The following is a 25,999-nucleotide window of genomic DNA, read 5'->3' as shown; positions in this document are numbered from 1 at the left end:
AGAAAGGTATCAGTGCGGGTTCAGTGTATACAAAACCCCTCGACAAGCAATCGGCCGGACGAAGCTTAGAGCGGGAGGCGACGATCGTGGAGGGCATCCCGCGCACCCGGTTCACAGACAAATTCGTCGCGATCCTGATGCCGCTCTGCGCCAGCGGCACCGGTATTTTCGGGGCTATGCGCGAAGGCACGACCGGCAACCCGCCGCTCCGCTACCTCAAGACGACGATGGATCTGTTTACTTCGGCGATCTTCGCTACGCTATTGGGGTATGCTGTCATCACTATCGCAATAGGCTGCCGGGACTGTTTCTGGTCATGCCGCTCCCCTCCGGTGTCTGCCTATATCGCCTGACGAGTGGCCTGCGGACCTGGTTTCGATGACCGGGTCCACAAATGAAGAGACGAAAAATGCAACCATTACCGGCTTCCGTCGCCACGTTTATTGAAAACCATCATGTGCTGTCGCTGACGACGCTGGACGAGGACGGCCTGTGGAGCGCCAGCTGTTTCTATGCGTTCGATGCCGCCACGGCCAGTCTGATCGTCCTGTCCAGCAGCAGCACGCGCCACGGCGGCGCAATGGCGGCCGGTAGCCGAATCAGCGGCACCATCAGCGGCCAGCCCGAGAAAATTCGCGATATCTGCGGCATTCAATATCTGGCCTCGGTCAGTCAACTCGGCGGAAGCGAACGCCGCGACGCGCTCGGTTTCTACGTCGCCCGCCACCCCATTGCCCGCCTGAAACCCCTGACGGAAGTTTGGCGTCTGGCGCTGCAAGCGGTAAAGTTTACCGACAATGCCACCCTGTTCGGCGCGAAGGAACATTGGTCACGGGAATGACCGCGCCGCCCGACCGCCTACAGGGTGAATACCTGAAGTCTCGAGGAAGCTTATGACTACCCCACCGGAACACGTCGTGTTGCTGGACGCCGACAGAAATCCCATCGGTACGATGGATAAAAGCGCGGTGCATACCGACAACACGCCCTTTCATCTGGGATTTTCCAGCTATTTATTCACCCCCAACGGCAAATTTCTGACCACTCGCCGCGCCTTGAGCAAGAAAGCCTGGCCCGGCGTCTGGACCAACTCGGTATGCGGTCATCCTCAGTTGAATGAAAAGAAAGAAGATGCGGTCAGTCGCCGCTGCCGCTACGAGCTGGGCGCAGACGTGGCGCGGATCACGCTGGTGGACGACGAATTCAGCTATTGCGTCACCAGCGCCTCCGGCATTGTAGAGAACGAGTACTGCCCGGTTTTTATGGCGGTTCTCGCCGGCGAACTCTCGCCGAACGCCGATGAGGTGCTCGACTATCGCTGGGTCGATTTGTCCGACCTGATCGATGCCGCCGCCAAAACCCCGTGGGCGTTCAGCCCGTGGATGGTGCAGCAGCTCGCCAATCCGGTGATGAGAGATCGCCTGTTGGCGTTCGCCGCTTCGCTGACGGCGCCGGAATAATCACCGTGGGCAAGACATGAGGAGCGAGAGATCCGTCGACACTTTCGCCCTGTTCATCACCCTGGCGGCAACGCGTTCTGCGAGTGATTAATCGGCGCTAGCCGGGGCAAAGAAATGATTGGAAATACAAACAAACATGCCGCTTTCACTTCATTACGCCCTGATGTCACGGCGTGTATTGACGCTTATTTTCCCAAGATATATCTTGGCCACACTCTCAAAACAGAGTCATTTTCGCACGAAATAAGCATGGGAAAATTCGACGTTTCACGCTGATGGCGTCAGCGATAAGCGTCCTCAGCGGTCATGTCAGTGCGCGGAGGTATTCAATCGGCAGGAACTGATTCTGCTTATTTCATATCTGATCCGTATAACCCTGCGCATAGCTAAAAAATTACACCACAGAGACCTGAGCCTGGATGAAGTTAAACCAATAAGGAATGCCATTGAAACCGCAGCACGGGTGATTGATGCATTTTGGCGCCGTGCGCTTTTAACTGAGTGACTGACACAGGCCTACAGGTATGACATTAGACGCATTCAACTACGTTAATACGATCAATAATCCCAAAACCGCTGCCATCATTAACAGACTGAACCACAACCGGGCTTTCCCTTCCGCCGACACATCGCCAGAAACGATGGACAACAAACCGGAAGACATCGCCGACTACGGTTTCTCCATTCACCCCCCGCAGGGGGCGCTGCTCCCTCTACTCTGCCGCTCACTGAGTGCAGCGCGAGTTGTCGGCCTCGCCCTGATCGACGGTTGGTCTCAACGCGCGCCGTTTCGCCAGCGTATGACGTCATCAAGGTCGTCGCGCCGCAGCGGCGGGTCGGCTACATGGCCCTTAATGACAATGCTGAGCCGGATTGTCTCGGCTATACCCGAGATCCAAAAAGCGGTTTTATCTCCGTTAATCAGCCCTCTGAGGGAAGCACAGAGCTGGCGCTGAAAGTACGTTAACGCGATCGCCGCCCGAATCACGTCGACACCCCGAAATCTGAACCTCTTTTATCACTTTCGCCATCACCGAATCTCGCCGAAATACAGGGAAACGCTATGCAATTACGCATGTTATGCCTTTTGACATTACTAGGTTTGAGCGGTTGCGACGACAGTCAAACGCAAACCGAAAGCGCCACGCCGACCGAAGTGGGCGTCGTGACGTTAAAACCCACCACATTTACGCTGGAAAGCGAATTAACCGGCCGCACCGCCGCCACGCTGACGTCTGACGTCATCCCTCAGGTCGGCGGCCTTATTCAAAATCGTCTGTTTACCGAAGGCGATGAGGTAAAAGCCGGTCAGCCGCTGTATCAGATAGACCCATCCAGCTATAAGGCGACCTACGACCAGGCCGCCGCCGCGTTGCAGAGCGCCAAAGCCCTGGTCTTGTCCGACTGTCTTAAGGCCAAACGCTACGCCGGACTGGTCAAAGAACAGGGCGTGTCGCAGCAGGATGCGGACGATGCCCGCTCCACCTGTGAGCAAGACAAGGCCAGCGTACTGGAAAAAAATGCCGCGCTGGAAAGCGCCCGTATCAACCTGCAGTGGACGACCGTCACTGCGCCCATCGACGGCCGCATCGGTATTTCCAGCGTCACGCCGGGGGCGCTGGTCACCGCGCAGCAGACCACCGCGCTCACCACCATTCGTGCGCTGGACACCATGTATCTCGATCTGACCCGTTCCAGCGCCGATCTTCTGCGCCTGCGCAAACAGGCGCTGGCGACCAACAGCGATACGCTCAGCGTCACCCTGACACTGGAAGACGGTACGGTCTATCCGCATAAAGGGCGACTGGCGCTGACGGAAGTCGCCGTCGACGAATCCACCGGGTCCGTCACGCTGCGTTCCGTGTTCCCTAACCCCGACCATGTGCTGCTTCCCGGCATGTTCGTCCGTGCGAAAGTGGATGAAGGCGTGATGCAGGATGCGATACTGGCGCCGCAGCAGGGCATTACCCGCGACGTGAAAGGCAACGCGACGGCACTGGTCGTCGCGGCCGACAATAAGATAGAACGCCGCGCCGTCGTCACGGGGCAGGCCACCGGCAGCAGTTGGTTGATTACCAGCGGCCTGAAGAGCGGCGATCGCCTGCTGGTCGAAGGCAGCGACAAAGTCGCGCCAGGCAGTACGGTCAACCCCGTCGAAGTTCAACTAACGGGAGGCGCTAACTGATGTTCTCCCGCTTCTTTGTGCGACGCCCGGTTTTCGCCTGGGTGATCGCGATACTCATCATGATGGCGGGGCTGATGTCGATCCGGACGTTACCGGTCGCGCAATATCCCGACGTCGCTCCTCCTTCCGTGCGCATCAATGCGACCTACACCGGGGCCTCTGCTGAGACGCTGGAAAACAGCGTCACCCAGATCATCGAACAACAGCTGACCGGGCTGGATAACCTGCTCTACTTCACGTCCACCAGCAGTTCGGACGGCGAAGTCGACATTGAGGTGACCTTTGCTCAGGGCACCAACGCCGATACCGCGCAGGTGCAGGTACAGAATAAGGTGCAGCAGGCGGAGTCTCGGCTACCGTCTGAGGTGCAGTCCGCCGGGATCACCATCACCAAGTCCCAGTCCAACTTCCTGCTGATCATGGCGCTGTATGATAAGACCGACCAAGCCACCAGTTCGGATATCGCCGACTGGCTGGTCAGTAACATGCAAGATCCGCTGGCGCGCGTTAACGGCGTCGGCAGCCTGCGGGTGTTCGGTTCCGAATACGCCATTCGCATCTGGATGGATCCTAATAAACTGGCGTCCTATAACCTGATGCCGTCGGACATCGAATCAGCGATCGAAGCGCAGAATATCCAGCTGTCCGCCGGGAAAATCGGTGCGCAACCCGCCTTAGCCGACCAGCAGTTGACAGCGACGGTACGCGCGCAGTCGCGCCTGCAAACGCCGGAGCAATTTCGCAATATCATCGTAAAAAGCGAGTCTAACGGCGCCGTCGTGCGTATCAGCGACGTCGCCCGCGTCGAAATAGGCAGCGAAGACTACACGTCGTCCTCCCGGCTCAACGGCCATCCCTCCGCCGGTATCGCGGTCATGCTGGCACCGGGCGCCAACGCGCTGGATACGGCGGAGTTAGTGAAGGCCAAGATCAACGAATATAGCCACAGCATGCCGGAAGGCTACGAGATCGCGTATCCGAAAGACAGTACCGACTTCATCAAGATTTCCGTCGAGGATGTCGTCAAGACGCTGATTGAAGCTATCGTGCTGGTCATCATCGTTATGTACCTGTTCCTGCAGAACCTGCGGGCTACGCTGATCCCGGCACTGGCGGTGCCGGTGGTGCTGCTGGGGACGTTTGGCGTTCTGGCGCTGTTCGGCTACTCGATCAATACCCTAACGTTATTCGCCATGGTGCTGGCCATCGGGCTATTGGTGGATGACGCCATCGTCGTGGTGGAAAACGTCGAGCGCATCATGCGCGATGAGGGACTCCCCGCCCGCGCGGCCACCGAAAAATCGATGGGCGAGATATCCGGCGCGCTGGTGGCCATCGCGCTCGTGCTCTCCGCCGTGTTCCTGCCGATGTCCTTCTTCGGCGGCTCGACCGGCGTTATCTACCGCCAGTTCTCCATCACCATCATCTCCGCCATGGCGCTGTCCGTCGTCGTCGCATTGACGCTGACGCCCGCCCTGTGCGGCTTGCTGCTGAAACACAACACCCCCCATACAAAAGGCTTCTTCGGCGGCTTTAACCGGTTCTATGCCCGCACGCAAAAAGGTTACAGCCATCGCGTGGTCTCCGTGCTTCGCCGTCCGCTGGTCATGTTGATCGCATTCGCCGCCATCGTCGCGCTGATGATCCTGTTCCTCTGGCGCTTGCCCACCAGCTTCCTACCCAACGAAGATCAAGGCGAGATCATGGTGCAGTACACCCTGCCGGCAGGCGCGACGGTTAACCGGACCAACGACGTTAACAAACGCATCGCGGACTGGTTCCTCAAAGAGGAAAAAGACAACGTGAGCGTTGTCTATACCATCACCGGCTTTAACTTCAGCGGTAGCGGTCAGAACGCCGGAATGGCCTTCGTCGCGCTGAAAAACTGGGATGAACGCCCCGGTTCGGAAAATACCGCGCAGGCGGTCGCCAACCGGGCGATGAGAGCGCTGTCCACCGAGCGCGACGCCCGCATCTTCGCCACTACGCCGCCGTCGGTGCAGGGGATGGGGCAGACCAACGGCTTTACTTTTGAACTGTTGGCCGACGGCAGCACCGAACGCGCAAAACTGATGGAGCTACGCAGCCAACTGCTGAAGCAGGCGGGCGCCAGTTCCGAACTACAGTCGGTCCGCGCCAATGACCTGCCGCAGATGCCTCAGTTGCAGGTTGATATCGACAATAGCAAGGCCGTCGCGCTGGGGCTCACGCTGAGCGACGTCACCGATACGCTGAGCAGCGCCTGGGGCGGGACTTACGTCAACGACTTTATCGACCGCGGTCGCGTCAAAAAAGTCTACATCCAGGCAGACAGCTCGTTCCGCTCCAAACCGTCGGATTTAGATAAGTGGCATGTCCGCGGCAGCGACGACAGCATGGCGCCGTTCTCCGCTTTTGCCTCGACGAGTTGGACCTATGGCCCGGAAACCCTAACGCGTTATAACGGTTCCGCCTCTTTCGAAATCACCGGGGAGAACGCGGACGGCGTCAGTTCCGGCGATGCAATGAACAAGATCGAAGCCATTGCCTCACAGCTACCGTCGGGGTCGACCTGGGCCTGGAGCGGACTCTCTCTGCAAGAGAAACTGGCGAGCGGTCAGGCGCTGGGTCTATACGCCATTTCCATCATGGTGGTCTTCCTGTGTCTGGCAGCGCTGTATGAAAGCTGGGCGGTGCCGTTTTCCGTCATTATGATCATTCCGCTCGGGATCTGCGGCGCCGCGCTGGCCGCCCTGCTGCGCGGCTTGAGCAACGACGTTTACTTCCAGGTAGCGCTGTTGACCACCATCGGGCTGTCGTCGAAGAACGCCATCTTGATTGTGGAGTTTGCGGAGCTGGCGGTGCGGCAAGGCAGTTCCCTGAGCGCCGCAGTACTGTCGGCGGCTAAAACGCGTCTGCGGCCGATCATCATGACTTCAATGGCATTCATCGCCGGGGTCATTCCGCTGGCGATAGCCACCGGAGCCGGGGCCAACAGCCGTATCGCCATCGGTACCGGGATTATTGGCGGGACGCTGATGGCCACGCTGCTGGCGATTTTCTTCGTGCCGTTGTTCTTCGTGCTGGTGAAACATTATTTCACCCGTCGCCATGACGTTCAGGAGTGATTCATGTTTTATCGAATGAGCTTTTTTTCGCTGTCGCTGCTGCTCGCCGGCTGTCTCTCTCTGGATCCGGACTACCAGCGGCCCGCCGCGCCGGTCCCCACCACCTGGCCGGGCGCAACGACGCAGAGCGGTCAGGCCGCCGCCAGCGATGCGGTGCTGACCAACTGGCAGCACGTGATGAACGACGCTCGTCTCAAAATCGTCGTGGAACGGGCACTGGCCAGCAACCGAGATTTACAAAAAGCCATCGCGGATATTGAAGCCGCCAGAGCGCTCTACGGCGAGGAACGCGCTAGTTTGTTTCCGACGCTGAATGCCGAGCTGAGCCACACCCGCAGCCGGACCATCGACTCCGGCGTCAGCGGGAGCAGCGAAGCGCAGGGCGCGGTCAGCAGCTTTGAACTCGACCTGTTCGGCCGCAATCGCAGCCTCTCGCGGGCGGCGCGGGAAACCTGGCTGGCCAGCGAGGCCACCGCGCAGAACACCCGACTGACGCTGATCGGCGAAACCACCACGGCGTGGATCACGCTGGCGGCGGACAAAAACAACTTACAGCTCGCCAAAGACACAATGGAGAGCGCGGCGAACTCCCTGCATATCACTGAGCGCCGTATGGCAGCCGGCGTTGCGGCGGCGACCGACGTCAGCGATGCAATGACCGTCTATCAGTCCGCACGCGCCAGCGTCGCCAGCTACCAGACGCTGGTCGCACAGGACATCAACGCCCTGAACCTGCTGGTGGGAGAATCCGTGCCGGAAAATCTGCATCCCGCGCCGCTTGACCAGCTCAACGACGGCACGATCGCACTGGTGCCCGCCGGCGTCTCCTCCCGCGTGCTCTTGCGCCGACCGGACGTGCAGGAAGCGGAATACAGTCTGAAAAGCGCCAACGCGGATATCGGCGCCGCGCGCGCCAACTTCTTCCCCCCGGTCTCTTTGACCACCAGCGCAGGCGTGGGCAGCAACTCACTGTCCAACCTGTTCAGCCACGGCGCCAATATCTGGTCGTTCGCGCCTAACGTGACGCTGCCGTTGTTTACCGGGGGCAGCAATCTGTCTCAACTGCGGTATGCTGAGGCGGAGAAAAAAGGGTTAATCGCCTCGTATGAGAAAGCGATCCAAAGCGCCTTTAAAGAGGTGGCCGATGCGTTGGCACGTCGTCAGACTCTGGCGGAGCAGCTGGACGCTCAGCAGCAGTACGTGGCGGCGGCTCAGCGCAGCTTCACGCTCGCGCGGCAAAGCTATCAGTCCGGCGTGGGCGACTATCTGAACGTCCTGACGGCGCAACGCACGCTGTGGGCGTCGCAGTTGGAACTGATCGCACTGCGTCAAACCGACTTCAATAACCGCATCACGCTTTGGGAGTCGCTGGGCGGCGGCGTCAGCCCAACCACGGAACAGTAAGACCTGGAGCGACGGTCTCCGTCGCTCTATCCGTTCACGACCGGGCTGCGCGCCCGGTCTGTTCTCCACTGATTGAACGCAGGGTAAACCATGACGACAGAATCCTCTAAATCCAGACTGCCTAGCCGAATGCACCTACCGCTGGTATTTCGGGCCTTGACGGTGAAAACGACCTCACATCTCCCCGGTCCGTTCCAGCGCATTGTCTTCACCGGCGACGACCTCGACGGTTTCAACAGCCCCGGATTCGACGACCACGTGAAGCTGTTTTTCCCTGACCGCATCACCGGCGAACTTCATCTTCCCGAGAACGGCCCCGACGGCCCGATCTGGGGTGACGTCCGCCCAGCTAACCGCGAGTACACGCCGCTCAAGTTTGATGCCGCGGCGCGTGAGCTGACCATCGACTTCTATCTGCATGCCGACGGCGTCGCCTCCGAGTGGGCGCGCGCGGCCAAAGCAGGCGACGCGCTCGGCATGGGCGGTCCACGCGGCTCGATTCAGATCCCGGCGGACTATGCTTGGCAACTGCTGATCTGCGATGAAACCGGCATCCCGGCACTCCTGCGCCGACTTCAGGAGCTGCCGGACACGACGCGCGGCGCGGTATTTATCGAGAGCGAAGAGAACCAGGCGCGTCCCTCCATACCGGTGAAAAGCGGGATGACGCTGGAATGGATAATGCGGGACGGCAACGACGACGCTCAGCAATTCATCGCCGCAGTGGATCGACTGTCGATCCCCAGCGACGACTATTTTGTCTGGGCCACCGGCGAGAACCACAAAGTCTTGGCGCTCAAAACCTATCTGACCCATGCTCTGGGGCTGGACGAAGATTACGTGCGCGCCGTGGCCTACTGGAAACGAGCGGCCAAGTAACCCCCACCGATATTTCCGAAAAAGATAATGACCATGCCAGGAGCGCAAGAGAATGATGTTGACGAGACCAGCGCTGTTTTTCGTATTGCCGGACTATTCCTGCAACACGCGATGGACAAGATCTTGCAGCGCCGAAGACGACCAACGGCAGGACGGACCGCTCATCCCCAAAGCGGCGACGACGCGTCCTTGCTTATAGAGCGGCATAGCTACGCAGCACAGGCCCGGCTCTACTTGTTCCAGATCGAGCGCGAAACCCTGTAAGGCGATCATCTTCAGCTCAACGTCCAGCGACGCCGACACTTTCCCCGATCGCCGCAGACTACGCATCAGCCCGGCGTCGTTGGCCAGAAGGATTTTACCAATGGCTGAAGTGGTCAGCCCCTCACGGTTGCCGCAGGGACAGGTTGCCCGCAACAAGCTGCCATCACATTCCACGGAGTCGATACAGAGATACTCACTCGTCCCGCACGGGACGGCCAAATAGCAGGTCTCGCCGCTAATCTCGGCGAAGCGCCGCAGCACCGGCCCGAACGTGGCGCGCAGCGCGGAATCTTCGTCAGTCAACGGCTGTGCCAGTTCTCGCAGACGCAGACCCAGCGCATAGCGTGTGCCGTTGCGGGTGACGTATCCCATCGCCGCCAGCGTATTCAGTAGACCGTGCAGCGTGCTTTTGTTGAGTCCCAGCTGCGTCGTCAGGTCTACCAGACGGGATTCCCCTCCAGCCGCAGCAATCGCTTCCAGCAATGCCATCGCCCGCTCAACAGACTGTATCCTCCGGTTATCGTCGATCATCCTTTCCCTCTCAAACCGCGACTGCGGCAATCCGACTCTTCAACATAGAGCCAGGAAAGATAACATCGTATATTGCTTACGTCGCACGCCCGTCGACCAGTTAGAACTAATGGGAATATAAAAACAAATTTCATTATTTCAGGGTTATAAATTCTCTCTGATAAGGTTTTCCACCATTCGCCTTATAGAGGCGACGCCATCATGAAAACCGCCTTACGGTGTACCGCTCGCGCGCCGCTGCTGGAATTGCTGACTCAGACCGGCCACAACATCCACGGTCAGCGCAGCGAGGCGGCCTCAGCCTCCCCGTTGAGCCGAGCATCGGCAGCAATCCGCAAGCGGCAGAAGCTTGCCGAGTTTTTTTGCTGCGGGACTATTGTCCCGTCCTATTACCGTGCGGGATGCGATCTGGCTACGGGGAAACGTGCGGTCATTGCCCGACCGGCTGGGAGCAACGAGGGCAAGCGCACCAGCGTCTGTAGGCGTTCCGTCACAATCGACCCGCGCGCATGACGTTTGAACAACGGGTAACTCCGCTGACGCTCCAGCCCAAAAATCGGGCGTCTTCCCGCGCCCTGCGTCAGGCAGATGGCCTGCGCCGCATGGATAAAATGGAGATGCCGGGATACCACGGCGAAGGTTTGCAGTACGTCCAGCGAGGGGCGTTTCTGGGTCGAGAACTCCCCATCGCAGCCGGTTAAGCCATGTCCTGAGTGCGTAGCCAGTATGACAAAGTTCCCCTTGTTACCCAGGGCTTTCTATTACTTAATAACGCCTTCTCTATGACAATCAGGAGCTATCCATGCAGAGCGCATGCGCCACCCGTTCCAAGCTGCCGGATGTCGGCACCACCATTTTTACCGTGATCGGCCAACTGAGCGCCGAGCATCAAGCGCTGAATTTGTCCCAGGGCGCGCCCAACTTCGCCTGCGCGCCTCAGTTGGTCGACGCCGTCTCCCAAGCTATGCGCGAAGGACATAATCAATATGCGTCTATGACCGGCCTGGACGCGCTGCGCCATGCGCTGGCGGAGAAAACCGAACGACTGTACGGCGCCCGTTACGACGCCGATGAGGAGATCACAATCATGGCCAGCGCCAGCGAGGGGCTCTACTCCGCCATCAGCGCGCTGGTGCATCCAGGCGACGAGGTGATCTATTTCGAACCCGCGTTCGACAGCTATGCGCCGATCGTCCGCTTGCAGGGCGCCACGGCGATCCCCATCAAACTTTCGCTGAGCAATCTCCGTATCGACTGGGATGAAGTGGCGGCAGCCATAAATCCGAAAACCCGGATGATTATCGTCAACAGCCCACATAACCCTACCGGGATGGTCTTTGACAAATACGACATTGAACGACTAACCGCGCTGACTCGCAGCACCGATATCGCCATCCTGTCCGATGAAGTATACGAGCACATAGTCTTCGATAACGGTATCCATCACGGCATGGCGCGTCATCCGGCGTTGGCGGAACGCAGCGTGATCGTGTCGTCGTTCGGGAAGACCTATCACGTCACCGGCTGGCGCGTCGGCTATTGTCTGGCGCCCAAAGCGCTGATGGATGAGATTCGAAAAGTGCACCAGTTTATGGCGTTTTCGGCTGACACGCCGATGCAGTATGCGTTCGCCGCCATGATGGCGGATCCGCAGAGCTATTTGGAATTGGCCGGGTTCTATCAGCACAAGCGAGACTTGCTGGTGGAGTCGCTGCAATCGTCCCCATTCGAGCTGCTGCCGAGCGGCGGCAGTTTTTTCCTGCTGGCGAGTTTCCGGGGGTTCAGCGATCTGGGCGATGATGATTTCGTTCTCAAGCTGATTCGAGACTATAAGGTCGCCGCCATCCCGCTGTCGGCGTTCTATAGCCAAATCATTGACACCGGACTGATCCGGTTAAGTTTCTCCAAAGACGATGAAACATTGCGAGAAGGCGCACGTCGGTTATGTCGGGTGCGGTAGTGCGCCGTAGGCGTTGTCGGCAAGCGTAGGATCCGGGCGTTCACGCCTGGATCCTCACGTTTTTACTCCTTCACGGTGACGTCCAGTCCGCCAAAGTATTTTTTAGACAGTTCGTTAATGGTGCCTTTGGCTTTCACTTCGGCAATCGCCGTATTCAAACGCTGGCGAAGCGCATCGTCGCCTTTACGCAGGCCGAAAGCGATACCGCGTCCAAGAATGCTCTCGTCCTGAACAGCACCGCCCACGAAGGCGAAACTCTTTCCCATGGGCTGCGACAAGAAACCACTCTGCCCGGCCGCCGCCATCACCAACGTAGCATCCAGACGACCGGATTCCAGATCCTGGTAAACCTGATCCTGGTCCTGATAAGAGACCACATTGACGCCTTTGGGCACCCAATGAACATTGGCATAGCTTTCCTGCACAGAGGACTGCAATACCCCGACCTGTTTTCCGCGCAGCGACTCCACCGCCGGCAGCAGCCCGCTGTCCGCCCGGGCGATCAGCAGGCTGGGAATGTGGTAAATCACATCGGTGAAGTCAATCGCCTGACGTCGTTTTTCAGTCACATTCATGGCCGAGTTGATGACGTCGAATTTACGCGCCTGCAACGCCGGTATCAGGCCGTCGAAGGAAGTTTCGGTCCAGGTGCAGCGAACGTTGGCGGCTTCACAGACCGCATGGCCCAGATCCACGTCAAAACCCGCCAGTTTGCCTTCCGGTGTTTTATATTCAAACGGCGGATACAGGGCTTCCAACCCGAAACGCACGGTGGTCTGTTCCGCCCAGGCGGCCCCCAGAGTGAACAGGCATCCTGCCAGAAGTAGGGAGGTCATTTTCTTCACGGCGACAGTCTCCGTTTTATTTTTTATCAGGGTAATAGCGCTATAGCGCTGATGATTTAACAGCCCGTGTCTTACGCGTGGCGCCGGCGAGGAGCTTTCGTGAATACGACCTCGCCGTATTCAGCATATCGCGAATCGTGGAATAGTCGACGATGTTCGGCAATGAAGATGGCAGATACCTTCACGGGAAGGGAAAGGAAATGCGTCTCGGCCGCGGAATGTGATCTCGCGGCCGAAGTAACCAATATCTTGAGCGCATACTGATGAATGGCGCGATGCCACACCTAATATCCTGAAAAGGCTAAACGATACAGGCGCAACATTCTGACGTCGGTGAGAAATTTATCTTCCCGGTCGCGTCGGGGGTAGAAGAGAAGATGAAAAGCGGGAAGCGGCAACGAAGCGGCGGGATGATCGTCTCGTTTAGCGTGGGGGGAAAAGGCGTTGACGTCCTTCTGCCACCAGAAGAAATCAGATATAACCCGAATAGAGCATAGCCCCCTCTATGCTCGGTATTTATCAATATAATCACGGGTGATTGCATCACTCCGCCAATCGTTTACGTAAAGAAACAATGAGTAACAACCAGCTCGGCAAGTGCGTACCGTATTCCCTTTGACTGTCTATATTTAACATATTTATCGCATTCGAAGACAACGTTGGTTCATATCGTTGATGCCAAAATATTATCTCAATGAATAAGATTTTGTTTTCTTTCAAGGTTTAGGGAATGATTTCACCCGATGTTAACAGGGAAAAACATTTAATATAATGAAAAGTTTTTTAATTAAAATAAAAACAGCTATTTTGAAATAATGTTCTGCGTGTGTATACGATATGAAGATAATTTGTTTATATGCGATTTACAGCTTCGATAATATTTTTTACGTTAAGTTTTCTAAGAATATTTTTCTTATGGCTACTGATAGTTTTCTCACTCAAGCACAGCATAGTGGAAACTTCTTTGTTCGATTTTCCTGTAGCAAGTTGCTCAAGAACAAACATTTCCCTGGATGACAGTCTCATTGGTTTAGGCTCAGTACTAATATAGAGCGGTGATTGAGTGGCTTTCTGTATCGAAGAGACTATCTCATCTATGGGACTTTTCAGTCCGATAACTGAGTCGCATTTCTGATAATTTAAGTTATAGCACGATGCGTTGTTTTTAAAGAGAATGATTCTATTTTCCTTGTTGATAAATTTTATCACATCGACAAGAGATGCCGTTATCGGACATTCATTTGAAGTTCCGATAAAAAAAACTTTACTGACCTCTTTATTGGGATATCGCATCAAATCACTTACGTCAGTAGCGACAAAGCTCATGTCGACTGCGGTCATAATCTTACTACGAATTATTTTTTGAAGCGAATAAGTTATTATTTCATCTTCGATAAAAAACACATAATCCATTGTTTCTTTATTACCTCCAAATTTAGTCACAACTATCCGTGAATCGCCATTGGCATAAAACCGGCGATGCCATAAATTTATATCTCTTGTGTAGGATTTTTAATAAGTATAACACCGAATAAAAAGAATGAACATCAGTCACATTATTTCAGAGTTTTTTCAGAAATACCCCCTTACCGAGAATTTTCTTAATAATTCAGAATATCCGCCCTCCTGTTTTAAGACCGATTTCAAGCTCCGCACTACACTATCTAATTCTCCCGAGAGTACTGCCAGCGCTGGAATCAATCGCTATTACCCCACACACTGCGTGTACACTCGCCCCCCTGGAACGCATGCCTTCATTCAGTACATAAGATAAGCACGCTTCATCGCCGACAGGCGACGTTGATTTCAGAATCAGAACAAATTCTGACAGCTAATTATCGCTTTCCGACTCTTGTTAATTACTTGTAAAGACCACATAATTTCTATGTATTTAAAAATCAAGCTCTTGTCTTTTGTCTAAAATCTCTTATCGTTTGTCTTGAATTGGGTATAAATATAATAACTTCAGGATGGTGACTTTATGACAACTTAGCTACGCGTCCTCTTTTAGTCGTGAACAACATATAGATGAAAGAGGGAGTACTGGATAAATTAATCTCGCCCACAGCCTATTTTTATGCTAATTCCTAAACTTTCGCCAAACTGACAATACTCCCACCCCGCTGTACGGTTTAAGGACGGTTATCCCATAGCTCCCCATTAGGTCTTCCTCTTTTTTCTTTAAGGAAAATGCCAAATCGCATTGACCGCATCAATAAGTTTTTTATTTTTACACTTCAGAACACTATGATAAGGTTCTTTATGCTTTAAGGCTTATTTCGGAGAGTTTAATTTAGGCTATGTCTGCTTTTCTGAGCATATCCGTTATTTTCATTTCATCGCCCACCCATCTTTGATGGCTATGGATTATATGGGGTAGGCATAACGCCCTCTCCACCTAAAGTCATGAGGATTACAATATAAAAAAAAAGATAATGCTATTGATGACGTGAGCATTAAAGCTGTCGCCTATCCCCCCTGCGTTGGAACAATAACAATCGATATTGATAATCAGGCGACTAATACTACCATAGCCGTTCGATTATTCATAACATACCGTCGACAAAGAGATATTTAATTCACCAAAGCACTCTGATTAAGATTAGCGCCGGTATCGGTGATAAAAATAGAATAACGGCGGGACGATGTATAGCTTTATAGCAAAGGCAACATTATCGAAGACGTAATAGCCTCTGAATATTTCATTTTTGAATAATACGTTAGGTCGGGCAGACGATAAAATCGCCGGGAATCAGCGTGGTAATGATGCCCCGAGGCAGTAGAGATATTAACCTCAAACATAGGCGGCTAGCGTGGAGCGGCCTCAACCAGAAACATATCGACCGCCCATCGGGTCTGCTCACGGATTTTGTCGCCCGTTTCGGCACGCCCGCCCTAACGACAGGCATAAATATATGAGCGTAAAAATTAAACCCGTGGCAATCTATTGCAACGTCCACTTTCTGTCCGAATCTATGGCGCTCGCTATCCGGATATCTAAAGAGCCAATATACAATGAGTGACCTTGCGGGGCTCAGCCCTCGCCCTCCAGCGGCTTCCTTTGAGAGGCGATTATCGCCCGTATCATCATGAAAATATGCCGTCATCTTACTGTCTGCACCCACTGCGACTGCGTTTACCTGAAACAAGCGCTGCAACGCGGCGAATCCGCGCGCTGTAGGCGCTGCTCGGCGGTGCTGTATCACGCTGCGCCAATCAATACCGACGTGTGGCTGGCGATCACGCTGACCGCCGCTATCGTCTGGGTGCTGGCCAATGTATTTCCGGTGCTGCGGGTTAGTTTCCACGGCGTGCAAAATTCAGCGACGCTCTGGCAGACAGCCATCGCGCTCGCACAGGGGCCGATGCTGTTGCTGGCGGTATTAACCGTGCTGCTGCTCATCGTCATACCCGCACTACAAATTTTATTGTTCGGCTGGATACTGCTGTCCGCCCGCCGCCGGCACCGCGCCCCAGGATTTATTCTTTGTATGAAGATTCAGGAGCGAATCCGTCCATGGGGTATGGTCGAAGTCGGCTTGCTCGGCTTCATGATCGCGGGCATCAAGCTGTCGGGGTTTTTGGATGTACTTCCCGGTCCCGGCTGCTGGGCAATGGCGGCGCTCATGGTGCTTAATGTGGTGATCGGCCATCGCAATGTGCTCGTGCTGTGGGACTACACCGATGCCCAGTCCACACGGGAAGTCAACCATGCGTAGCCCTATACGCGCCGGACAGCTAGGCGTCATTGGCTGTCCGCTATGCCGGCTCGTCTGCAAATCGGAGCGCACATCATCCACGCCTGCCCGTTGCCCGCGTTGTCATACGCGTCTCCACCCAAGACGCCCCGCCAGCATCAGCCGCTCCTGGGCGCTACTGATCGCTGCGATAATTTTCTATATTCCGGCCAACGTCCTACCGGTGATGTACACCAGCCTGTTTGGCCATGGTAGCGAAAGCACCATATTGGCGGGCGTGATCGACTTCTGGAAAGCCGGTTCGTATGGTATCGCCCTGCTCATTTTCGCCGCCAGCGTGGTCATTCCGTGCATCAAGTTTCTGGCGCTCGGCGTACTGCTGATCTCCGCCCGCAGACGGAGCGCCGTGGCCCGTCTCGAACGGGCAAAACTATACCGGTTAACCGAGATTATCGGTTATTGGTCCATGCTCGATGTTTTTGTCGTCGCGGCGGTTTCCGCGCTCGTCAAATTTCAAACGCTCAGTGATGTAGAGCCGCGCAGCGGCATCCTCTATTTCGGTTTGGTGGTGATACTGACCATGCTTTCCGCAATGAACTTTGATCCACGCCTCATCTGGGATGGTGATGATAAATGAATGCTATGTATGACCCACACAACGAACCCGGCGATCCGGACATCTCACGCCAACGCCGACACATCTCGTTGGTGTGGCTTATTCCGGCGATTGCGCTGATAACCGGCGCGGTCCTGCTGTCGAAAACGTGGTTATCGGCCGGTCCGGAGATTACGATGACGTTCCTGACCGCCTCGGGTTTGGAAGCCGGTAAAACGGCGGTCAAGTACAAGGATGTGACTGTCGGAACCGTCACGTCTCTTGCGCTGGAGGGCGATGACGACCGCGTTCGGGTCACCGTTCAGTTGGATAAGAGCGCGGAAAATCTGGCCCGGGCGGATACCCGCTTCTGGGTTGTCCGTCCTCGCGTCGGCATGGGGGGCGTCACCGGGATTGATACCCTGCTGTCCGGCGCCTATATCGGGGTGGATAAAGGCGCGTCTGACGAGACGAGACGCGCATTTGCCGGACTCGAAGCGCCGCCTGCCGTCGTCAACGGCATGCCCGGCAGCCAGTTCGAAGTGCTGACGGACGATTTGGGATCGCTGGATATCGGCTCTCCGGTTTACTACCGTCGGGTTCAGGTAGGCCGTATTGCGTCTTACAAATTAAAAGAAGACGGTAAAAACGTCGCGTTACAGGTCTTTGTCGACGCGCCTTATAACCGCTTTGTCACCCCCAAGACCCGCTTCTGGAATGCCAGTGGTCTGGATGTGTCGGTTGGCGCCAACGGCTTTCGCCTTAGAACGCAGACGATCGCATCCATCGTGACTGGCGGTATCGCCTTCGCCACCGCCGATAGCGACAGCGGTTCTCCTGCAGCCGGAAGCGGCATCACGTATCGGCTGGCCAAAGATCAGGACAGTGCGATGGCGCCGCCGGACGGACCGGCGATGTTCTTCCAGCTAAGGTTCGAACGCTCGCTGCACGGCCTTGCGGTCGGCGCGCCCGTCGAGTTCTCCAGCATCAAAATCGGTCAGGTCGTATCGGTGGAGCTGGACTACAATATTACGGGCTACCGATTCCCCTCCATCGTCGGCATTGAGGTCTATCCTAACCGAATGGGCAATGTGCTGAACAAGCTGCCTAAAGCCACGGACAATATCGAGTTGGAAACGGCCAAATTCACGCGAGATTTGGTCGAACAGGGACTGCGCGCTCAGGCAACGTCCAGCAACCTCCTGACCGGCCAGCTCTATATTTCTCTGGACTTCATTCCCCAGGCGCCTAAAGTCAAGTTCGATATAACCGCCCACCCCCTGCAGATTCCCACTACCAGAGGTGGTTTTGATCGCCTACAGGAACAACTGGCCAGTATCGTCAGCAAAGTCGACAAAATGCCGCTCGAATCCATCAGCAACAATTTGAACGCCACGCTGGGCAGCCTGGATAAAACGCTACGTCAGGTGAATAGTCAGACGCTGCCGGAAACCACACAGTTGCTCAAGCAGATGCGACAAACGGTCGAAACGGCTAATGACTTGATAGCGGAAGATTCACCGACGATCATGACGCTGGGACAAAGCCTGCAGGAACTGCTGCGCGCATTGCGTTCAATGCGCACACTGGCCGACCAGATAGAACGTCATCCCGAGTCGCTTCTACAGGGCAGACCCAACGATCCGCCGCTCACCCAGGCCCGCCCCTCTTCCCACACGGGAGCGACAAAATGACCGCACACGTCCGCTTTTGCCTCGCCGCCGCCATGATACTGCTGCTGACCGCCTGCACATCGCCGCAGATGAATTACCATACGCTGGTGCCAGCCGCTGCTCCAACGCGCTCCATCCCCCCCGCGCCGTTTTTGATCGTCGTGCTGCCGGTCGGCATACCTCCGCAAATCGACCTGCCGCAGTTGGTCGTGCGTCAGGGAGAAGGCCGCGTGGAAGTTCTCAACAATCAGCGCTGGCTCAGTGCGCTGAGCGATGAGATCCGCACCGCACTCTCTTCGGAGCTGGTTGCCCAACTGAATACGCAGGATATCTCCGGTCTGCCGCGTCCTGCGGACAAACCGGTAATACGCGTGCTGGTGCAAATTCGCCGGTTGGATGCCTGGCCGGGTCACTCGGTCCAGCTCGAAGCCGACTGGAGTCTCAGCCAGCCTGACGCCGAACGTTCGGCCCGTCTGGTATGCACCAGTCGGTTAACTGATAACGCACAGGGCGGAATACCGCATCTGGTGGCGGCGGAGCAACGGGTGTTCGCCCACCTTGCGACGCAGATTTCAACCAACGCCCGGCTTTGGTACGCCAACCTCAACGTGTCCTGCACGGAATAAATCGTGTTGCGCGGATGAAAAAATGCAAAAGCGGTACGCAAGCGCTAAGCGTTCCGCTTTCATCACCCGTTTTGCCGCCCACGGGCTATCCTGCGGACCGCGGATGCTCTTACCCATGCGCTTCATAATCCGAGACATCGGCCATCCCGTGATGCTCATCACCATGATATCCGTGGTCCGTCACCCGCGAATAAGAAGATACCTCCTCATCATCCCGGGATTGACGCCACGCCCCATAAGGCGTTGATATACGTTAATATCGCCCCCTATCAAAGATTGGATAATTATATTTAAAAACAATGAAATATAAAAATGACGGGAGTTGATCATATGCGGCTAAACTTACAGTATCCAAACTATTTCATCCGAAGGAGTTGATTATGTCTTTATCAGGAAAAGTCGCGCTGGTGACCGGCGCCGGACAAGGTATTGGTCGAGGGATCGCGCTGCGTCTGGCCAAAGACGGTGCGGATATCGCACTGGTCGATATCAAGGACGACAAAATCACCTCCGTCGCGGAAGAGATCCGCGCATTGGGCCGTAATGCCGTCACTTTTAAGGCCGATATCAGCGTGCGCGAGGAAGTCTTTGCCGCCGTTGATTTTGCAGAGAAAGAGCTGAACGGCTTCTATATCATCGTCAATAACGCCGGCATCAGTCAGACCAAAAATCTGCTCAGTGTCACCAAAGAAGATGTAGAGAAGATTTTCCAGATTAACGTGCAAGGTACGCTGTGGGGAATTCAGGCGGCAGCGACGAAATTCAAAGCGCTTAAGCAGAAAGGTAAAATTATCAATGCCTCTTCTATCGCCGGTCACGAAGGGTTTGCCCTGCTTGGCGTCTATTCTGCGACCAAATTCAGCGTGCGTGCGCTGACGCAGGCGGCCGCCAAAGAGCTGGCCAGCTTTGGTATCACCGTCAACGCCTACTGCCCCGGCGTCGTGGGCACGGACATGTGGGTCGAAATCGACAAGCGCATGGCGGAAGAGACCGGCGCAGCAATTGGCGCGACCTACAAAAAATATGTCGAGGGCATCGCGCTTGGCCGGGCGGAAACGCCCGAGGATGTGGCGGCGTTTGTTTCCTTCCTCGCCAGCCCCGACTCCGACTATATGACCGGGCAAGCGCCGCTGATCGACGGCGGATTACTGTTCAACTGATTCTCTCGCCTCACTCCGGGACGGGCGGCCATGAGGCCGCCCTTTTTTTGTCGTACCGACTACGACGTAGCCGTGGGTAATAACAAAGGATCGACGGAGATCTCTCGTTTCAGCGTGCGTAGCGCAAACGTCGAACGAGTGTGTCGGATCCCTTTGACGCGGTACAGCTTCTGGCGCAGAAACCGCTCGTAGTGCTCGGCGTCGGCCACCACAATCTTCACTAAATAGTCATAATCTCCCGTCACCAAATGCGCCTCCAGCACTTCGGGCAAATCCATCAGCGCCTGGCCGAACTGTTCCAGCATGCGATCATCGTGATGATCCAGCGTGATCTCAATAAAAAAGACCTCCGATGCTCCTACTGCCTTGGCATTGATGACGGCCACGTATCCCTCAATCGCCTTGGTCGACTCCAGACGTTTGAGACGCGTCCAGCAGGGCGACGAAGAAAGCCCGACTTCTTCGGCCAATTCCGCCACCGTCAGGCGGCCATTACGTCGCAATGCCGATAAGATTCGCTTATCGATTATGTCCAGCGTTTTGTCTTTATTTGCCATCGATTCCCTACTACAGCATAGGCATGCTTAATTTTTAATTATTACCATAAATATCTACCGAATTAACGCATAAATAAAGGAAATGCAGGAAATTATTAGCGGTAACCCTCCTTATACTGAAAAAAGCAGCGGGCTTGTCCGCTGGCCGGCTCTCTTCAGGCGTGGATTTAACGTCACGGCGGAATATCGCGCCCCGTTTTCTGGATTGATGTTCGCAGGTGATAGGTGGGAAAGGTAATGAATAAAATATCAATGTTGATTGTTCCGGGACTTTTCCTGCTGGCTCCGCTGTTATTCTCCGGCAACATGGTGGTCGCACGCTGGATCAGCCCTGAAATCCCGCCGCTCACGCTGGCTTTTGCAAGATGGCTCATCGCCGCTGTGGCCATTTTCCCTTTTATTCTGTCGCCTTTGCGCCGGGCTGCGCCGACGCTCCGCCGACGAGGAAAAGATATCGCGTTGCTCGTTCTGTTGGGCGGCGTGCTCAGCGTCGCGCCGCAATATGCCGCGGCTCATCACACCAGCGCAGGCCATATCGCGCTGCTGTTTTCACTCTCTCCGATCATGGTTTCAGTCATTGAGCGTGTTGTGTGGCGCATCCCGCTGTACGCCAACTTCTTCATCGGCGCGAGCATCGCCTTCCTTGGTATTTGCGTGGTGGTTTTCGAGGGGAATGTCGCTTATCTGTTACAGCTAAAATTCAATCGGGGCGATGTCATCGCTTTTATCGCAGCGACAGCCTGGGCCGGATACACCGCGCTGCTGCGTCAGCGCCCGATTGCCGTATCGGCTTTTGTGCTGCTGTGGATTATCGCTATCGGCAGCGCCGCCATGCTGCTGCCATTTCTGCCGCTGGAATGGCGCATGACTCATGCCGCGCCGGTGTTCTCAGCGCATCTGCTGTACGCCATTCTGTTTCTGGCGCTGGTTGCCGGTATCGCCGCCTACAGCGTCTACTCACGCATTGTGAGCCTACTTGGCGCGGCGCGAGCCAGCACATCCATGTATCTGGTGCCGGTGTACGCGTTTCTGCTGTCCTCGTTATTCCTTCAGGAACAACTGGCCCTCTATCATCTGGCGGCGATCACGCTCGTCTTGCTGGGCGTGACGTTCACTACCGTTCGCCCTCCCCCTCGCCTTAACGTCCCCGCCGCCTGAACAGGCCTATCGCGCACACTTTTCGTTGACGCTGAAAACAACGAAGCCCGTCGATAAGTGCGGCGGGCTTGGTGATAACGCTGGCGATTAACACCCCATGTCTGTCAACGCGGGGCGTGCGGCGCGGAACTTAACGATCCAACGGGTGATGTCCCAATGCGGCCGCGTGACGATCCAGCTTAAAGAACGCCATCGTTTCGTCCAGATTGACCGCCTGGTCGTTGAGGGACGCACTGGCGGAGGCAGACTCTTCAACCAACGCCGCGTTTTGCTGCGCCACCTGCTCCAGTTGGGTAATGGCCACGTTAACCTGTTCGATGCCTTTCGCCTGCTCGGAAGAGGCCAGGGATATTTCCTGCATGAACTCGTTAACCTTTTTGATCTCGCCAACCAGCAGATTCATATCTGCGGACGAATCTGACGCCACTTTGGAGCCCTGCGAGACTTCGTTAGACGTCTCTTCAATCAACGTTTTGATTTCACGAGCCGAACCGGCGCTGCGCCAAATTACGCACCTCAGCGGCCACCACGGCGAAGCCTTTACCTGCTTCACCTGCACGCGCAGCCTCCACGGCGGCGTTCAGCGCCAGAATATTGGTCTGGAACGAGATGCCGTCCATGATAGAGATAATGTCGTTAATTTTGTTCGAACTGGTGGCGATACCGTCGATGCGAGCGATGAGCTTGCCGAAGTTGCTGGCATTCTTTTCCGCCAGTTCAGCGACCGTTGCGGTCAACGCCATTGCGCGCTGAGTATTCGCCGAGTTTTCGTGGACTGACGACGTCAGTTGTTCCATGCTCGCGGCGGTCTCTTCAACCGATGCCGCCTGCTCTTCCGTGCGGGAAGAGAAGTCGCGATTAGCCGCGGAAATCTGCTGTGCGCCGGAGGCCACGGCCGCCGAAGAGTCGCGCACATCAGCAACGATTCTACGGAAGGCCTCCTGCATGTCTTTCAACGACTGGAGCAGGTTGCCCATTTCGGTATTGTGCTGCGGTGGGATGTCCAGCGTCAGAGAACCGCCCTCCATCATGCCGAAATAGTGTCGAACGCGTTCAACCGGCGACAGCACCACGGTACGAATAAACTGGATCGAGCAGATACTCAGCAGCAGAACCACCACAAACGCGGCGATAAGAATAGACAAAGTGGTTTTGTAGAAGCTTGCCGCTCGCGAGATTTCACTGTTGCCGACAGTTTGTGCAAAGTCGATGAAGCTCATCAGCTCCTGCCGGAAGACTTCACCTTTCGCCGCAGCTAACGGTTCGATTTCGCCATAAAACTGGCTAACGTTGCCTTGATTGAGTGCAACCACCATCGGTTCGATAGCGTTAGATATGTAGTCATCGAATGCCGCGTCCAGTTCCGCACGCAGTTTACGCCCCTCGGGTGTCAGCGCCGGCGTTTTACGCAGGTCTGCCATCGTCGACTTGGCTTTGTCGACATACATACCGAGTTTTTTCAAATAGGGGGAAATGATATCGGTCTGCTCTTTTCTCTCGATGGATGAGGCAATATTCATCGACAGGAGCCGGGCGCTCAGTAAATCCGTGTAGGTAGAAGAGAGCGGAATGACCTGATCGCCCTGAATAGTATCCACTTTCTGAATAGAACTATTGCTCTGGACAGAGGAAAAAAGACTAAAACCACATAGCGCGGATAATAATATAAAGAATATGGCGATGACGGCATATAGCCCACTTCGAATCTTAATTCGTTCGTACATTTTTAAAATCCCTGGTTACTATCAATATTCTTAGCCCTATCGACTAGGTTGTTTAGATCTTTAACAACCTCTTAAAACAAAAACATTTATCACATCAAAACATCAAATAATGAATTTTACCTCTAGCAATAAGGACAAAAACAGGACAATAAACCATAAAATTTAAAAACGGCTGAATACACCGTGGAGTGAGGAAAATAAAAAAAACACAATGAAAAAATGCGACAAAATATTTTCCGCGCGAGATAGAAAGCCTCCAAATTATTACTCACCAAATAATGCTTTATTCCGTATTAGCGATTGTATCGTTTATATTTCACACGAGATCGGTTCCATGCACTGAATATTATTAGAGTCGAATGCATTGATTGCGCCCTTTTTTCTTTGCCAGGTACAAGGCCTGATCCGCGCCCTCTTTTAAACGTTGCGCATCCACAGGATGTTTAGACGAGTAGGAATAGACACCGACACTGACCGTAACAATTTTCTGCGGCAGCTGAGAGCCCTGATGCTCGATAGCCCGCGTTCTCATCGCTTCAACCATCTCATTGCCCACAAGCTCCGCCTGCCGGCCGGAAAGCCCTGGCAAAATAATAGAAAACTCTTCTCCGCCGTATCTCGCAGACTGTGCACCGGACGGCAGTGAGAGCGAACGAAGAATGAGACCGATTTCGGCCAGACAGCGATCGCCTTCAATGTGACCATAGGTATCGTTGAAGCGTTTGAAAAAGTCGACATCGATCATGACAAGCGCCACGTCGCCGCCCTCGGCTCTCGCCGCAGTCAGACACTGCTCCAGATAGAGATCGAACCGTCGACGGTTTGCCAGTTGGGTCAGCGGATCGATCAGCGCCAGCTCCTGTAGCACCTGATTCTGGTCTTCGACCTCCCGATGCATCATAGAAAGCATCTCTTTATTACGCACCGTAATGCGGATTTGTTTAAGGACATAAGTCCCCAGTAACACCAGAGAGACCAGGACTAAAAAGTTGACGGCCGTCGCGACGATATTGTCCGCCATCCAGCGCCGTTGCAGCTCGTTTTTATTCATGCTGGCTGCCGCGATCAGCGGATACCTTTTGAGTTTAACGTAACCCACAATACGCGTCTGGCCATCGAACGGGGTATGCCAGGTGCCCACGCCGACGGAGTTGCTTTTCAGCGCTTTCTCCGCCAATGCTCCCGTTGAGTACTTCTCTATCAACGTTTTTTGTGCGTCCGGATAAACGTACAACGGGGAACCGTCAACATGCAGTAAAGAGAGAATAGAGTCGTAATTCAGGCTGAAATAGCTGTAAAAACGACCAAAATAAGTGGGATCGACGGACGCCAGAAACACGCCTTTGAACTCGCCGTTTTTGCCGCTGATTCGCTTCGATACCGGAATAACGGATTTTCCCGAGATCACGCTGATGCGCGGCTGACCGATGAACAGATCCTCGCTGGCATTGTTTTTATTCCAGATGAAGTAGCTGCGCTTGGACGCATTGTAAACAAAGCGGGAAAGCTGCCCGGTCGAGGCAATCAGGTTGCCTTTATCGTCGAACAGATAAAGTCCGATAATCTGCGGGAGCAGAACACGGTGAGACTCGAGCACGGCGGTAATCTTCTCAGAATTCAACGAATTAATATCACCGTGGATCTCACGCATAGTGTCGATGATGGCCAGCTCTATCGGCAGAAAGGTGTCTTCCGCCTGACGCGACAAAATGACCGAAAGATTGACGACATCCTGCTCGACGTCCAACACCTGCCGATGATAGGACTGCCAGAAGTTCCACCCGTTGGTCGTGGCTAATACGACGAAACTCACCACCAGGAAACCAATCATGGTTTTTCCCGGTGCAGAAGGGTTGTTTTTTCCTGAGAGACGACGCAGTCCGCGAAGAGCGAATGAAACAAAAGATTTATACAGCATACGTTTTCCTGAAAGCATGAACCGCCTGAAGGCGTTCATGCGGCCACATCCTACTAAATCGCATCGTTGTTGTGTACCCGCTCAAACTGACGGCGCATCATTCCGCCATACCGGCGTCCTGAAGCAAGGCCCGAGTCGGGTGCGCATACAAAAGACGACGATCCTCGTATAGACTCATTACATCAGGATTAGCATAGTTTATGACATAGCGCCGCGTGACCTGCCGTTGCGATAACCACGCCACATTTCGCCGGA

At 55.0% G+C, this 25,999-nt stretch carries 20 protein-coding genes and 3 pseudogenes; 16 read left to right on the top strand and 7 right to left on the bottom strand.

Annotation, left to right across the window (positions count from 1 at the left end; all coding sequences use genetic code 11):
* Positions 1-23: 23 nt before the first annotated feature.
* The 8 genes and pseudogenes from I6N93_RS17205 to I6N93_RS05960 form a co-directional block, all read left to right on the top strand.
* Positions 24-293, top strand: a pseudogene (locus tag I6N93_RS17205) (DUF554 family protein); the annotation flags it as partial.
* A 116-nt stretch (positions 294-409) separates the two neighbouring features.
* A complete protein-coding gene (locus I6N93_RS05990) occupies positions 410-841 on the top strand; it encodes a PNPOx family protein (RefSeq protein ID WP_085685396.1) in 432 nt (143 codons plus the stop codon).
* 52 nt (positions 842-893) lie between these two features.
* On the top strand, positions 894-1,460 hold the full coding sequence (gene idi, locus I6N93_RS05985) for an isopentenyl-diphosphate Delta-isomerase (protein ID WP_085685399.1): 567 nt from the start codon (positions 894-896) through the stop codon (positions 1,458-1,460).
* Positions 1,461-1,984: 524 nt separating this feature from the next.
* Positions 1,985-2,416 (top strand): hypothetical protein, encoded by a 432-nt coding sequence (locus I6N93_RS05980; RefSeq protein ID WP_099017402.1) that lies wholly within the window; start codon positions 1,985-1,987, stop codon positions 2,414-2,416.
* A gap of 107 nt (positions 2,417-2,523) precedes the next feature.
* Entirely contained in the window at positions 2,524-3,645 is a 1,122-nt protein-coding gene (locus I6N93_RS05975; protein ID WP_085685402.1) for an efflux RND transporter periplasmic adaptor subunit, read from the top strand.
* A complete protein-coding gene (locus tag I6N93_RS05970) occupies positions 3,645-6,752 on the top strand; it encodes an efflux RND transporter permease subunit (RefSeq protein ID WP_085685405.1) in 3,108 nt (1,035 codons plus the stop codon). The genes I6N93_RS05975 and I6N93_RS05970 overlap by 1 nt, the downstream gene beginning before the upstream one ends.
* Before the next feature lie 3 nt (positions 6,753-6,755).
* Positions 6,756-8,156 carry an efflux transporter outer membrane subunit gene (locus tag I6N93_RS05965; protein WP_085685407.1) on the top strand — a complete coding sequence of 467 codons (1,401 nt, stop codon included), beginning with the start codon at positions 6,756-6,758 and terminating at the stop codon, positions 8,154-8,156.
* 90 nt (positions 8,157-8,246) lie between these two features.
* Entirely contained in the window at positions 8,247-9,035 is a 789-nt protein-coding gene (locus I6N93_RS05960; protein ID WP_085685410.1) for a siderophore-interacting protein, read from the top strand.
* A 93-nt stretch (positions 9,036-9,128) separates the two neighbouring features.
* Here the strand turns inward: I6N93_RS05960 and I6N93_RS05955 are convergent, their stop codons facing one another.
* Complete coding sequence (locus I6N93_RS05955) at positions 9,129-9,830, bottom strand: IclR family transcriptional regulator (protein WP_085685413.1); 702 nt, start codon at positions 9,828-9,830, stop codon at positions 9,129-9,131.
* A 201-nt stretch (positions 9,831-10,031) separates the two neighbouring features.
* Between I6N93_RS05955 and I6N93_RS17200 the strand changes: the two genes are divergently transcribed.
* Entirely contained in the window at positions 10,032-10,343 is a 312-nt protein-coding gene (locus I6N93_RS17200) for a hypothetical protein (RefSeq protein ID WP_232100177.1), read from the top strand.
* 32 nt (positions 10,344-10,375) lie between these two features.
* Here I6N93_RS17200 and I6N93_RS17195 read toward each other — a convergent pair.
* A pseudogene (locus I6N93_RS17195) lies at positions 10,376-10,462 on the bottom strand (hypothetical protein); the annotation flags it as partial.
* 170 nt (positions 10,463-10,632) lie between these two features.
* Between I6N93_RS17195 and I6N93_RS05945 the strand changes: the two are divergent.
* Complete coding sequence (locus I6N93_RS05945) at positions 10,633-11,790, top strand: methionine aminotransferase (RefSeq protein ID WP_085685418.1); 1,158 nt, start codon at positions 10,633-10,635, stop codon at positions 11,788-11,790.
* A 62-nt stretch (positions 11,791-11,852) separates the two neighbouring features.
* Here I6N93_RS05945 and I6N93_RS05940 read toward each other — a convergent pair whose 3' ends face one another.
* Positions 11,853-12,626: an ABC transporter substrate-binding protein gene (locus I6N93_RS05940; RefSeq protein ID WP_373853578.1), complete on the bottom strand. Its 774-nt coding sequence runs from the start codon at positions 12,624-12,626 to the stop codon at positions 11,853-11,855.
* A gap of 861 nt (positions 12,627-13,487) precedes the next feature.
* On the bottom strand, positions 13,488-14,078 hold the full coding sequence (locus tag I6N93_RS05935; RefSeq protein WP_139829910.1) for a helix-turn-helix domain-containing protein: 591 nt from the start codon (positions 14,076-14,078) through the stop codon (positions 13,488-13,490).
* A gap of 1,646 nt (positions 14,079-15,724) precedes the next feature.
* Between I6N93_RS05935 and I6N93_RS05930 the strand changes: the two genes are divergently transcribed.
* From I6N93_RS05930 to I6N93_RS05910, 5 genes are all read left to right on the top strand, one after another.
* Entirely contained in the window at positions 15,725-16,354 is a 630-nt protein-coding gene (locus tag I6N93_RS05930) for a paraquat-inducible protein A (RefSeq protein ID WP_085685427.1), read from the top strand.
* Positions 16,347-16,970, top strand: a complete 624-nt coding sequence (locus I6N93_RS05925) for a paraquat-inducible protein A (protein WP_085685430.1) — start codon at positions 16,347-16,349, stop codon at positions 16,968-16,970. Before I6N93_RS05930 ends, I6N93_RS05925 begins: the two co-directional genes overlap by 8 nt.
* A gap of 5 nt (positions 16,971-16,975) precedes the next feature.
* Positions 16,976-18,622, top strand: coding sequence for a PqiB family protein (locus I6N93_RS05920; RefSeq protein WP_085685433.1), 1,647 nt, complete (start codon positions 16,976-16,978; stop codon positions 18,620-18,622).
* Complete coding sequence (locus I6N93_RS05915; protein ID WP_085685436.1) at positions 18,619-19,227, top strand: PqiC family protein; 609 nt, start codon at positions 18,619-18,621, stop codon at positions 19,225-19,227. The genes I6N93_RS05920 and I6N93_RS05915 overlap by 4 nt, the downstream gene beginning before the upstream one ends.
* Positions 19,228-19,607: 380 nt before the next feature.
* Positions 19,608-20,387: an acetoin reductase gene (locus tag I6N93_RS05910; RefSeq protein WP_085685439.1), complete on the top strand. Its 780-nt coding sequence runs from the start codon at positions 19,608-19,610 to the stop codon at positions 20,385-20,387.
* Positions 20,388-20,446: 59 nt separating this feature from the next.
* Here the strand turns inward: I6N93_RS05910 and I6N93_RS05905 are convergent, their stop codons facing one another.
* Positions 20,447-20,944 (bottom strand): Lrp/AsnC family transcriptional regulator, encoded by a 498-nt coding sequence (locus tag I6N93_RS05905; RefSeq protein ID WP_085685442.1) that lies wholly within the window; start codon positions 20,942-20,944, stop codon positions 20,447-20,449.
* Positions 20,945-21,181: 237 nt separating this feature from the next.
* Here I6N93_RS05905 and I6N93_RS05900 point away from each other — a divergent pair, with 237 nt between their 5' ends.
* A complete protein-coding gene (locus tag I6N93_RS05900) occupies positions 21,182-22,102 on the top strand; it encodes a DMT family transporter (RefSeq protein ID WP_085685445.1) in 921 nt (306 codons plus the stop codon).
* Positions 22,103-22,232: 130 nt separating this feature from the next.
* Here the strand turns inward: I6N93_RS05900 and I6N93_RS05895 are convergent.
* Positions 22,233-23,826, bottom strand: a pseudogene (locus I6N93_RS05895) (methyl-accepting chemotaxis protein).
* 349 nt (positions 23,827-24,175) lie between these two features.
* Positions 24,176-25,744, bottom strand: coding sequence for a sensor domain-containing diguanylate cyclase (locus I6N93_RS05890; RefSeq protein ID WP_085685448.1), 1,569 nt, complete (start codon positions 25,742-25,744; stop codon positions 24,176-24,178).
* Between the last annotated feature and the right edge of the window lie 255 nt (positions 25,745-25,999).

Origin of the sequence: Lonsdalea populi (assembly GCF_015999465.1) — a bacterium.
Taxonomy (GTDB): domain Bacteria; phylum Pseudomonadota; class Gammaproteobacteria; order Enterobacterales; family Enterobacteriaceae; genus Lonsdalea; species Lonsdalea populi.
This window is presented reverse-complemented; position numbering and strand designations above follow the sequence as displayed.

What these genes read in the sequence shown, in the direction of transcription:
- I6N93_RS05930 (WP_085685427.1), top strand. Translation starts at nt 15,725, where the DNA reads ATGAAAATATGCCGTCATCTTACTGTCTGCACCCACTGCGACTGCGTT.
- I6N93_RS05970 (WP_085685405.1), top strand. Translation starts at nt 3,645, where the DNA reads ATGTTCTCCCGCTTCTTTGTGCGACGCCCGGTTTTCGCCTGGGTGATC.
- I6N93_RS05920 (WP_085685433.1), top strand. Translation starts at nt 16,976, where the DNA reads ATGTATGACCCACACAACGAACCCGGCGATCCGGACATCTCACGCCAA.
- I6N93_RS17200 (WP_232100177.1), top strand. Translation starts at nt 10,032, where the DNA reads ATGAAAACCGCCTTACGGTGTACCGCTCGCGCGCCGCTGCTGGAATTG.
- I6N93_RS05965 (WP_085685407.1), top strand. Translation starts at nt 6,756, where the DNA reads ATGTTTTATCGAATGAGCTTTTTTTCGCTGTCGCTGCTGCTCGCCGGC.
- I6N93_RS05980 (WP_099017402.1), top strand. Translation starts at nt 1,985, where the DNA reads ATGACATTAGACGCATTCAACTACGTTAATACGATCAATAATCCCAAA.
- I6N93_RS05910 (WP_085685439.1), top strand. Translation starts at nt 19,608, where the DNA reads ATGTCTTTATCAGGAAAAGTCGCGCTGGTGACCGGCGCCGGACAAGGT.
- I6N93_RS05960 (WP_085685410.1), top strand. Translation starts at nt 8,247, where the DNA reads ATGACGACAGAATCCTCTAAATCCAGACTGCCTAGCCGAATGCACCTA.
- I6N93_RS05940 (WP_373853578.1), bottom strand. Translation starts at nt 12,626, where the DNA reads ATGACCTCCCTACTTCTGGCAGGATGCCTGTTCACTCTGGGGGCCGCC.
- I6N93_RS05990 (WP_085685396.1), top strand. Translation starts at nt 410, where the DNA reads ATGCAACCATTACCGGCTTCCGTCGCCACGTTTATTGAAAACCATCAT.
- I6N93_RS05915 (WP_085685436.1), top strand. Translation starts at nt 18,619, where the DNA reads ATGACCGCACACGTCCGCTTTTGCCTCGCCGCCGCCATGATACTGCTG.
- I6N93_RS05925 (WP_085685430.1), top strand. Translation starts at nt 16,347, where the DNA reads ATGCGTAGCCCTATACGCGCCGGACAGCTAGGCGTCATTGGCTGTCCG.
- I6N93_RS05955 (WP_085685413.1), bottom strand. Translation starts at nt 9,830, where the DNA reads ATGATCGACGATAACCGGAGGATACAGTCTGTTGAGCGGGCGATGGCA.
- I6N93_RS05975 (WP_085685402.1), top strand. Translation starts at nt 2,524, where the DNA reads ATGCAATTACGCATGTTATGCCTTTTGACATTACTAGGTTTGAGCGGT.
- I6N93_RS05890 (WP_085685448.1), bottom strand. Translation starts at nt 25,744, where the DNA reads ATGCTGTATAAATCTTTTGTTTCATTCGCTCTTCGCGGACTGCGTCGT.
- I6N93_RS05945 (WP_085685418.1), top strand. Translation starts at nt 10,633, where the DNA reads ATGCAGAGCGCATGCGCCACCCGTTCCAAGCTGCCGGATGTCGGCACC.
- idi (WP_085685399.1), top strand. Translation starts at nt 894, where the DNA reads ATGACTACCCCACCGGAACACGTCGTGTTGCTGGACGCCGACAGAAAT.
- I6N93_RS05900 (WP_085685445.1), top strand. Translation starts at nt 21,182, where the DNA reads ATGAATAAAATATCAATGTTGATTGTTCCGGGACTTTTCCTGCTGGCT.
- I6N93_RS05905 (WP_085685442.1), bottom strand. Translation starts at nt 20,944, where the DNA reads ATGGCAAATAAAGACAAAACGCTGGACATAATCGATAAGCGAATCTTA.